Genomic DNA, 10,311 nt, shown 5'->3' with positions numbered 1-10,311 from the left:
CAGCGTCAGATGTGTATAAGACACAGATATATATTTCTCCCCCTTGCTCCCTGCCCCCTTCTCCCTGCCTCCCCTCTAGGCGATTAATCACTAATTCCGAGCCAATGTAAAATACCGCTAATTCTCCATCAATTAACCAAGCATTGAAATCACTTTTTTGTTGGGTGTTTCTAGTGCATTCATAAGCAGATAATCCGTGAACTTTTCCAGCTAATAAACCATGCTGGTCAAATATTTCGATTACTTCAGGACAATAGCTTTTATCTAAAATTGGTTTATCAATAGCTTCAATAATCATTGATAGCCATTTCGGATATTGCGATAAAACGGAAAAAACTTCTGGATTTGAATTAATTTCTTTCTCTATCATTTTGTTTTACTTTAAAAAATATTGTTTAATTCTTCTGGAGAAGCTAAATCTCCACCATCAGTGGGTAAAGGGAATAATTTCTCTGCCAACTCTCTACGTTCTAAAAACTGTGCGGAGCGTTGAGTATCACTTACCTGTAAGCCATTATTTTCAATTAGTCTCTTACGCACAAAATCCCATTTACTTTCCGACCAATTCATCTCATCAATATCAGCAGCGGGAACCTTCAACTTGTGTAACAAAGGGACGTATGCTTCTGTACCACGGGTGTAAGCTGGATTGATAATTACCGCTCTACCCGTACCCATTTTGGCAAACTGTGCTGGTTCCAATAAATGCCGCTTTTGATGATGTTCGTTGCTACTGCTTCCACCACCACCTTTCCCCATACTTCGAGATTTAGAATTAAATTTGATTTCCATTTCTCCTAAGTAATCGCTAAAAATCTTTGCAGATTCAGGGTCTTGAGGATTGAAAATAAATTTGGTTGCAGTACCTCCTAAAATTGCTCGTGATAGTTCTTTCCCGTAAACCTTCTCCAGTTGAGCAATATTTTGATAACCTAAAATACCCACAAAACCATCCTCACGTCCTTCATTTAACCAGTTGACAAGCGCTGGTAAATAGAACGTCGGTAACTCATCCAAAGCTACAATTAAAGGGTCTGTACGCGGTACGGTGCGGGTGATATTTCGCGTCACAATCATGTGTAAAATAGCAGCAAGCAGAGGACTAACAATATCTCTATTGTTTCTATCCAGACCAAAAATAATTAGTTGCTTACCATCTAAATCAAGCGGTAACGTTGTTTGACCGCAAAATGCACCGACAAAATCCCGTTTGAGAAAGCGCTGAAACATTCGTTGTGCTGTACCGATGATTGATGCAGCAGTCTTTTCTGAATCTTTGACGCTGATTAACTGCGATAATGGTCGAGAAGTCCAAACTTTCAATTTCTCCTTTGATGCTGCTTCGAGTCTAGCTGCAAGATTTGGCAAGGATAAAATTGCTTGTGCCATCATCAAATCGCAATATTTTTCCTCTCCAGTTAAAGTTTTAATAGCTTTGGTAACAAGTAAAATCCCCTCCACCAAAGAATCTCCAGCCTCCTCAAAGAATTTATCGCTGCTAGCGTTTGCACCTCTATCAAAGTTGCGTGAGATAACTTGTGTAAGTTGTCCTGCTGCGATCGCATCTTCCTCATCTCTCAATAAATCTAAAGGATTACAAGTTTCACTTTCAGCAAATCCTGGTGCAAATATTCTCACGCTGTAACCCCGCTTCATTGCATAAGCCACAGCTCGTTTGGTTTGCGCTGGAAACTTGAAATCGTAGAGCAGCATGGGAAACCCTTGGTCGAATGCACTACGAATTAAGGGGTCTATCACAGAGAAAGTTTTACCAGAACCAGCTGCACCAATAACAGCTATTCCCCTTTGAGCATCTGGTACATATAAAGTTGAATTGGGTGAAAGCCATCGTTGTGTGAATTTTGGTGTAGTTTTGAGTAAACCGCGAGAATACCATTGTTTTTGCAGAGCCGTTTTGATGTACGGGGGAGTTCCAACATACAATCCGACATAATTGCGAGTTGGCTTAGATATCTGCTTTTTAGCTTTTTTGGCTGCTTGGGATTTTTCTCGACTACCACCCCAATAACTAGTAGCAACTTTACCCTTATGATTACTTCCGGAAATTAATTTTAAAATACCAATGCTAGCAAAACAACCCAACAGTACTAATCCAGATTGAGATTTCATCAAATCAGCTAATTTATCAATCTGAGAATTTTGCGGTGTTGTTAACGGTTGTTGTACTTGGAGAAAATTGTTATTCATGCTTTCCCCCAGATACGAAATCTTGATTTAAGCGAATATATTTACCTTGCTGATAACAAAATTCAGTTTGTGATAATAATTTATCAGTATCTGTAATTTGAGTAATATTTAAACAAGGAAATCCTTGATTCACGGTTTCTGAAACTTGAACGAGTTTTTCTGCTATGGGAAGATAGGGATTAGCAATAAATTCTAAAAGTACCTTACCCGACTCGTTGTAAACGGAATATAAACACCCAGTAGCACCGCAAAGTTGAGGAGAACCATAATCAAAAATATACAAATTTCCAGCATCGTGGGATGAAATTTGCATCACTTTGATTGATGAAATATCTAAATGGCGAGTTGATTTTTGAGATAAAACCTGTTTTAAAAGAGATTGTGGTACAACTATTTCTGCACTCTCCCAAGTTAATCTAGGGCTATTTTTAGATAAACTTGTATGTAAAGCCGATACAGTAAAAATCATCACTATAATAAATAAAAATAAAGCGATGATTTTATTTTTACTCAGTGGTAATTTTGAAAATCGATAGATATTTGATTGCATAATTAATCTTTTAAGAAAGGCAGGTGGCAGAGGGCAGCTTTGCTGAAGGGAGTTGGAAGAGCAAGTTTTGATTTATGGTTCTAACTTTCATTAAGAAGGACATATTAAGCTTTTGTCTTCTTCCTTGAACGAGAAGAACAAACTAATACCTCCTGCCTTCTTTATAAACAATCCATTGATTTTAAATTCTGTTTGTATTGATAATTAGTATTTTTTCCATATTCTTTAACTGAAATTCCTTTACTTAAATCACTAACTTGTGAATCAATTGGAATATTTGTACCTGCAAAATGCATTTGAGACGCACGTTCAACTAATCTATCTCCAGTAAAAGGTTTACCTATGCTTGAGTCAGTTTGCTGCGATGCTATTGACAGTAAATTGCTGGTTTCTGATTCCATTAAAGAGTGCTGTTCTTGCGGTGAGAAATACTGTGTCATCTCCAAAGAAGTAACTGTTTCTCCTACATCCAACTTTTTTAAAAACTCTTTTCCACCTGGTTTACTAGTGATAATCTTCCGTACTTCCGGACTTGAAGACATAAAATGCATTGCACCAAGCGCTCTACCACAATTAAGAGAATTATCGCAAACATAATTTCCCACAAAGCTATAGTTATTTTCTACATTTGATAATGCAGAATTTAAAGCATCACGATTAGTACCAGATGAATGAACATTTTTGCAATCTTCTTTTAAAACTGGCATTAAATTAGATAGGTTGTTTTCTTTCTCACCGTTAATAATTGGAGAATTATAGAAAGTAAATCCACTACTTTTTAAACCTGTAGGAGTAGAGATTCCATTTTTATTAGAATCAATCTGACCCAAAAATATTGCTTCTTTTTCCTTATAAGTCATAAACGGAACAGGACCGATAAAATACGGAGTACATCCCAAGTCAATAAAATTATTCCGCATACAAACTCGGAAGAATAACGATTGAGATATCTTTCCATCAACTTCCGAGACATCCCACACAGCAACTTTAAAAGCATCACCAAATAAATTTCTACCAGTTGGCTCTTTTCCACTATTAACCGAACCAAGAATACCTTTTCCACCTTTAACTAACTGATATTTACCGCTAATCCAAGCTTTACCCTTAATAGCAGGAGAGCCAGATAATTCAATATGAGCGCAATCTTGCTCGCAAGGAACTGCAAATCCTTCTTTGTTACTACCTGAAATAGTTCGATTTCGTTTTTGTTCATCGGTTGCAAAGGCAATATCTACTATCCCAACTTCCATTCCTACGGGGTTAGCAGGATTTGGGAATTGAGAAAATGGTACATCGCTCAATCCGGGTACTTCATCAATGTAAACTCCTTGCCATTGATCAAAGCTAGCAATCGGAGTTGTAGATAATCCCGGAATTGAATCGAGATTGTAAGATGTTAAATCCAAAGATTCAAAATTCAACTGACCCAAATGGGGAGATTCATTGAGTAAATTGCTGATAGTTTGATTGATGTTAAATGACTGGGATAAATTTTGTGAGAGTAAATCTAGAATTGGTTTGATATTTACTATTGGAAATTTTTGCAAATCCGGTATTGCCTTAACCAAGCTATCTAAAGTTTGAAATTTTACTACACCGAAACTCTCCAAATTAGTTTCTTGTAAATTTGAGTTAGCAATTTGAGAAATATCAGCAAGTGAAAATTCTTGAAGCTTAAAAGAGTCCTGAAAATCACCCAGCATCGTAAATGAATCGGGTGTTTGTCCTACATTCCAACTACGAGATGGGTCATATCCTAATTCAGAGGTAACATTATTTGGTGCTTGGAATGAGCCTCCTGCGGTAATCGCTGGCATTTTAGAAAACGTAATTTGATTCCAATCTGGTAAGCGAGTGTTCTGCCATTCGACCGTAGGAATTCGGGAGTGTGCTGAAGAAGGATTAGATATCGATTTTTGCTGCCATGTAATGAGAATAGCACCAAAAATTAATAGTGATAAACTTAATCGGGAAGCAAATATCAAATGTTTTTTTAGTAATTTCATTATCTTGATATAGAAAATATTTAATTATTGATAAATAAAGCGATTATAAATGAAGTTTTATTTTTATTTATCTCATAACTGAATTACTCCCGATTTCAATTAGTCGATTAACCAACCGCATCGAAATACCGCTTTTACGAGCAGCAGTGTTTACAGGTTCCCCCATCCTTACCTCAATTAAAAAGTTCGCTATTCTTGACCATAAGCGAGATTCTCTACTAATCAAGCCTCTAGTATTAACAATTTTTAAGCCTTTACTAATTTGCCGTAACTCATTAATATTTGTGATGTTAGAAAACTGAGTATCTTCTAAAGTTATTTTGCTATCAGGGATGATTTCAAGAGTATGATAAGTGGGAGTTTTGCTTTCTATTCCCACTTTAAATAAATATACCTTTCTTGCAGATTTACCTTTTGCAATAACAGTTAGTAAGCTTGTATTTGAATTGGGTAACTGCGGTACTTTTAACGGATTTATTCGTCGTAAGTGTATTACTGTTGCTCCTTCTTGTTCACATTTTCTTCCTTCTGTAGATAAACAGCCGTCAACATCGAGAGTTGCGATCGCCGGATTATCCAACCAAACTTTTTCTACAATTTCACCACTTTTGATAAATGAAATATTCACCCCGTATCCTGGGGACAGTTCAATTTTGGGTATATTTTGGGAATTATGACCAGTAGCTACTCCCTGGGGAATTTGCTTCACACTCTGTTTTATTTCACTTGCAATTACTGGTGATAAATCAAATAAAAAAAATGTGAAATAAGAAACAAGAATAAAGCGATTTATAACTGAATATTGCTTACTCATTACTAATACCCTAACTAAAATTGAAAAGATTGATTAACAAATACCTGCACGTTAGTACCAGCTTTGACATACCAAACATCTTCTTGTTGTTGTAGTTTTTGTAATGCTTGCTGATTACGTCTGAGAATTTGCTGAGTTAATGGTTCAAATCCCCCTTCTAAAACTGCTCCTAAAATATTTTCTCGACTTCTTCTGACAGACGAAAAAGAATTAGTACCACCAAATCCACTGCTGGTTGATATTTGTTCTTCTTTAGGCTGGTTAATAACTTTACCGACTTTAGCCAGAGAGCCTACAGCGAATATTTGTGCATCTCTTCGTGCAATTTCTCCCTTATTACTGTTCAAACGAGATGCAATTAAAGGTTTTCCATTAGTGCCACGAATCGTAATTGAATTTGGCGGAAGGATATATTCTTCTCCATTGATCAAAACCTGGGTTGCTTGGAGTTCAACAAATCCTCCGCTAGCGACGTTATTAATTTGGGCTACTACTTGAGAACCTGGTGGTAAAACTACTAAGCCTTCTCCCATAGTTAATGGTTGTTGCAGTTCTATGACAAATTTTTCGCTTTTGGAGTTATTTTTAGATTTTAGATTTGGATTATTGCTAGTAAAATGTTCACTCCAAATTAAAGGGGTTAATAGTTTTCCATCAACAAATGTACCTACTGTTAGTTGATAATTGTTTTGGTATCCAATAATAGAGGCTTCTTCACTATGAAGCGGTTCTAATTCATCCGTATTTAATGTTTGTGTAGTCTGGACTGCTGAAACCAAAGTTGCTGAAGGAATTACTGGTTTTTGTTGTTCGACTGTTACGGTATCAATCGTACTACCTTTGTGTTGCTCATCGATATTTGTCGTAATTGTGCTGCTGCCATAGCTTCCTAAACGACTAATTCTAGACCATTCTTCCATCGGGTCAGCCTTTTCTTCGGTAGGGGTACTAATTGGTTTGCTTACTTTGTTTGCAACTGGCTGGAATTGCCTTACTGCTGGAGTGCTTGGAGGAGAATTATATCTTACAGTTTGAGGTTGAAGACGGGGTATATAAGGAACTTGAGATAAAGGCAATTGTCTTGAAACTATTTGAGTCCGAACAGGTAAGTTCGGTTCTCTTGTTGGAGTTGTTCGAGTTACGGGTGGTAAATTCGGCTCCTTATTAGGTTTAACTTTGGGTTTGCTGACAGTAGTTTTAGGACTTTTAGCACGCTCTACAGATTTGATTTTTTCTGCTTGAGTTGATAGTGCCAATTCTGCTTTTAACTTTCCGGTTTCATTTTCCTCTTGATTATCAGCAATTTCTACTTTGGGTTTGGATTGTTTCGAGTATTGTGCTGTTGGTGCAGTTTTAAGACTACCCGACATAATGCTGTTTAAAACTGTCGCAGCAGAACCGAATACAACCAGCATTACCAAACCGACAGCGCCAAACTTAGCAAAAGGGTTGCTGTAAAAATTTTGTTGAGTTTTTCCTACTTGAGGGTCATCAAATAATTCTTGAGTTGCAATTGGATTTGGAGCATCGGTTTGATTCTGTATTTCTTCTGGTTTAATCTCCTCCTCTTCACTGAATTCAGGTTGATTTTGTGTTTGATTTCCATCATGAAAACCAAGTAGTTTAGCAAAGCTTGCTTCATTCCAATCACTTTCGGATTCATCTGACTTTTTTAAGTCATTCTCAACTGAATGCTCACTCATTATAAATTCTCCGCTTGTAAATCTCGAATCGCATAAATTTCTAATCCACTAGCGCGTACTTGATAAATTACTTCAGCTAAATTACTTGTATTAACAGGTGAAGAGGGAGCAACTACTGCTCGAACAAATATTTCTTTATTAAACGGAATCACCTCTCCTAAATTATTAGTTTGGTCAAATACATTCAAATTTGCAATCATTTTTACTTTCCATTTTCCTTCTTCAATTTTGGTAGGTGATTGAATAGACAGTGGAATTAGAACGACTTGGGTTGTACCTTTAAACACTCCCTGCGGTGTCATTGAAGCAAGCTTTTGTAAAAATTCTTTACGGAAGTCTGACGATAATGCATAGGATGCTTGCCACGCTCCTAATGGTACTTTATTTCCTCTTGCTTCACGCTGTCCAATATCCACACCCTTGTCTTGTAATGGTTTAGCGTTCTCTTCAACGGTGTCCGGTGGTAATGTTCCTGACCAATTCATCATCAAAGTCATAGTGTCGGAAACAAAACGAGATACCACTTGGGGAGTGCGATCGCTATTTCCTAACGCTGCAACTTTTATTGCGTCTCCTGTCTCTAATTGCACTAAAGAAGGAGGTGGTTTTTTATTTAATTGCGAATAGGAACCGTAAAGTAATATAAGCATAAAAAATGTAATCAGATGTAATCCAAAAGTTCCAATTGCGAATAATGCTAAAGTATCGCCAGTTGATAAGTTTTTTGAAGCACGATTTAAAAACCGTAATCTTTTTATTTTTGGAGTATCTGAATTCAAATTATTATCTAGATTCGTCATATTTTTCTATTTACTAACAATTCTTGTTACGAAAGTAGAAAGACCAAAACTCGCAATACTTGAAAAACTTCTAAAAACCGCTAACCCACCACCTGCTGCTAAAACTACAGATAAAATTGGTGCAAGAAGACCAATTGCAAATGCAAAAATCATTGGGTCGTTATTGTCAGCATTCAAGACCATAGTGGCAACTAAACCGGAAATAATATTGAAGCAAAGCTTTATCATTCCAACTGAGAAGAAACCCGTTAACCATGCAAAAATAGCTTTTTGACCCACAGGAAGTAATGAACCTCCAACAGCCAATGGTCCAAGTAGTGCAGTCAATAACATACAAATCTCTATTATCCATTGGAAAGCTGCCGCAAGTGCGAGTAGCCAACCACGTACTGCTAACTGAAAAATATTGGTGTTGAAAAAATCGCTGGCATTTGATAGCCAATATGGGCGGTTATCTTGTTCCGCTTCTGCTTCAATTTGCTTTGCTTGTCGGGCTGCATTTTGCAAACACTCAGTCTGTTGCGTTGGGTCAGCAATGGTATTACATTGATTAATCAACGATTCAATTGCGTCTGTTTTACCCGTTTTGAGCATTAAGAGTTGATAAGCTTCTTGCAATTGGATAGAAGCAGACGTGGAAACCAAGAGAGTTTGGTTGGTTTGATTGATGATTCCTCGTAAACCTTTAGTCACAGCGATTAATTGTTGACCGTTGTTCGCAAGTAAGACTATGACAACGATTGTCCAGATTAGTTCGGTAAATCCCTTGGAACTATCACCGTCAATCATTTCCTTCGTCCATTGGACTATGAAAATCAGGAGAGTGCCAACTGCGAAGAAGATTCCGAGATTTGCGATCGCATTATAAAGCCCTCCACCCAAAACGTCATCCCAAAGCTGATCGATTGATTGTGCAACAGCTTCGCTAGCAGCAACCCCATCTTCCGTAATTGTGGAAGCTGCTTGACCGGGATTTTCTGGTTGAACTTGAGAAAGGATAAGTCCGTATTTCAGTACTGAGTAGAACATACGGGTGCATCTTCAATTAAAACAATCTTGACTGTGCAGCCGTTCTTAGATTACTAAAACCTTGACCAACAGATTCTTTTTGACGTGCTTGATTTTGCCCATCTAAGGAGCGAGATATATTCGTTAAGTTTAGATTCGCCAAATCTTGCGATTGTTTTGTTTTCAAGCCATCAGGTTAGAGTCGATGGGAGCTATTACGCCCCGCACCTCTCCTTCATATCCGGACGTGCAGCTTTCACCGCATCCGGCTACTAGAATGAATAGAAAGTTAGAGTCCAATTTTACTTACTGTTCCTGCTAGTTATGCAGAGGTAGTTCCATTTTCATAGGAATCGCCTAACAGCTTTCTAATCTTTCTCACCTTTCTTGCTCATGTGGATATATTGATGACAACTTTGATGTACAACTGTCAGGTTTTTATGTTTCCAGTTGTTATGGTTGCCGTCTATGTGGTGTAAGTGTATAGATTCGTCATCTATGAACTTTAAGCCACAGTGACCACACGTATGGGATTGTTTTATTAATAGTTTTGAGGTTAGGTCGTGGTATAGTTTACTTTTGCGTTTGCTCCAGTAAACTAAATTCCCGTCAAATGGTGATTTATTACCTTTAACCATGATGTGACGGTTTTCGGAGTAAGGAATTGATGGGAACGCTTTATCTAGTAATTTTTTACTTGAGTAGCGGTCTTGTTTCTTCTCCTTATTAAATACCTTAAATGTTCTGTGTTGTAGATGGTATAAGCTGAATCTGGAACCGTCTAATTTACAGTACTTGTGGTATTGTCTCCATCCTCTGACTATTGGTGCGAGCTTTTTAGCTTTCACCTTTGCCCCATAGTTAGAACATTTAACGATTTTCTTGACTTTCTTACGAAATGCTTTGAAGTTATCCGCTGAAGGGATGCTTCTAAACTTTCCATTTTGTTGGACGTAAAACCTCCAACCTAAGAATTCAAATCCATCTGTCGAAGCGGTTAACTTGGTTTTTGCTTCACTTACATTCATTCCTTTTTGTCCTAGAAATTCTCTGACTTTCCTTAGTGCCAGGTCTGCATCGTCTTGAGGTCTAAGTATTAGTCGGGTAGGTCGGGGATATTGCTATCCCTTTCCCCCCTAAGAACCGGACTTACAAGTTTTCCAAGTATCACGGCTCAAGCAAATCACGCAGGCTTCCCGTAATGTATTTGCTGGTGACACAT

10 protein-coding genes are annotated in these 10,311 nt (G+C 37.5%); all 10 read right to left on the bottom strand.

Going from position 1 to position 10,311, the window contains the following annotated elements; translation table 11 throughout:
* The coding region (locus IQ247_RS29400) for a hypothetical protein (protein ID WP_228060155.1) at positions 1-370 on the bottom strand (370 nt) is incomplete at its 3' end.
* An 11-nt stretch (positions 371-381) separates the two neighbouring features.
* Positions 382-2,208 (bottom strand): type IV secretory system conjugative DNA transfer family protein, encoded by a 1,827-nt coding sequence (locus IQ247_RS29395; RefSeq protein ID WP_193925404.1) that lies wholly within the window; start codon positions 2,206-2,208, stop codon positions 382-384.
* Entirely contained in the window at positions 2,201-2,758 is a 558-nt protein-coding gene (locus tag IQ247_RS29390) for a hypothetical protein (RefSeq protein ID WP_228060154.1), read from the bottom strand. Before IQ247_RS29390 ends, IQ247_RS29395 begins: the two co-directional genes overlap by 8 nt.
* 161 nt (positions 2,759-2,919) lie before the next feature.
* Positions 2,920-4,764, bottom strand: a complete 1,845-nt coding sequence (locus IQ247_RS29385; protein WP_193925403.1) for a hypothetical protein — start codon at positions 4,762-4,764, stop codon at positions 2,920-2,922.
* Between the two features lie 67 nt (positions 4,765-4,831).
* Positions 4,832-5,578: a hypothetical protein gene (locus IQ247_RS29380; protein WP_193925402.1), complete on the bottom strand. Its 747-nt coding sequence runs from the start codon at positions 5,576-5,578 to the stop codon at positions 4,832-4,834.
* A 14-nt stretch (positions 5,579-5,592) separates the two neighbouring features.
* Entirely contained in the window at positions 5,593-7,281 is a 1,689-nt protein-coding gene (locus IQ247_RS29375; RefSeq protein WP_193925401.1) for a TrbI/VirB10 family protein, read from the bottom strand.
* Positions 7,281-8,081 carry a hypothetical protein gene (locus tag IQ247_RS29370; protein ID WP_193925400.1) on the bottom strand — a complete coding sequence of 267 codons (801 nt, stop codon included), beginning with the start codon at positions 8,079-8,081 and terminating at the stop codon, positions 7,281-7,283. Before IQ247_RS29370 ends, IQ247_RS29375 begins: the two co-directional genes overlap by 1 nt.
* A gap of 6 nt (positions 8,082-8,087) precedes the next feature.
* Positions 8,088-9,110 (bottom strand): hypothetical protein, encoded by a 1,023-nt coding sequence (locus tag IQ247_RS29365; protein ID WP_193925399.1) that lies wholly within the window; start codon positions 9,108-9,110, stop codon positions 8,088-8,090.
* A gap of 16 nt (positions 9,111-9,126) precedes the next feature.
* Positions 9,127-9,276, bottom strand: a complete 150-nt coding sequence (locus IQ247_RS29360) for a hypothetical protein (RefSeq protein WP_193925397.1) — start codon at positions 9,274-9,276, stop codon at positions 9,127-9,129.
* 181 nt (positions 9,277-9,457) lie between these two features.
* Complete coding sequence (locus IQ247_RS29355; protein WP_228060153.1) at positions 9,458-10,117, bottom strand: group II intron reverse transcriptase; 660 nt, start codon at positions 10,115-10,117, stop codon at positions 9,458-9,460.
* Between the last annotated feature and the right edge of the window lie 194 nt (positions 10,118-10,311).

This window comes from Plectonema cf. radiosum LEGE 06105, from assembly GCF_015207665.1.
Taxonomy (GTDB): domain Bacteria; phylum Cyanobacteriota; class Cyanobacteriia; order Cyanobacteriales; family Nostocaceae; genus Rivularia; species Rivularia radiosa_A.
Note: the sequence above shows the minus strand (reverse complement) of the source record. Positions and strands in the feature narration are given on the sequence as shown.

What these genes read in the sequence shown, in the direction of transcription:
- IQ247_RS29395 (WP_193925404.1), bottom strand. Translation starts at nt 2,208, where the DNA reads ATGAATAACAATTTTCTCCAAGTACAACAACCGTTAACAACACCGCAA.
- IQ247_RS29390 (WP_228060154.1), bottom strand. Translation starts at nt 2,758, where the DNA reads ATGCAATCAAATATCTATCGATTTTCAAAATTACCACTGAGTAAAAAT.
- IQ247_RS29385 (WP_193925403.1), bottom strand. Translation starts at nt 4,764, where the DNA reads ATGAAATTACTAAAAAAACATTTGATATTTGCTTCCCGATTAAGTTTA.
- IQ247_RS29380 (WP_193925402.1), bottom strand. Translation starts at nt 5,578, where the DNA reads ATGAGTAAGCAATATTCAGTTATAAATCGCTTTATTCTTGTTTCTTAT.
- IQ247_RS29375 (WP_193925401.1), bottom strand. Translation starts at nt 7,281, where the DNA reads ATGAGTGAGCATTCAGTTGAGAATGACTTAAAAAAGTCAGATGAATCC.
- IQ247_RS29370 (WP_193925400.1), bottom strand. Translation starts at nt 8,081, where the DNA reads ATGACGAATCTAGATAATAATTTGAATTCAGATACTCCAAAAATAAAA.
- IQ247_RS29365 (WP_193925399.1), bottom strand. Translation starts at nt 9,110, where the DNA reads ATGTTCTACTCAGTACTGAAATACGGACTTATCCTTTCTCAAGTTCAA.
- IQ247_RS29355 (WP_228060153.1), bottom strand. Translation starts at nt 10,117, where the DNA reads ATGAATGTAAGTGAAGCAAAAACCAAGTTAACCGCTTCGACAGATGGA.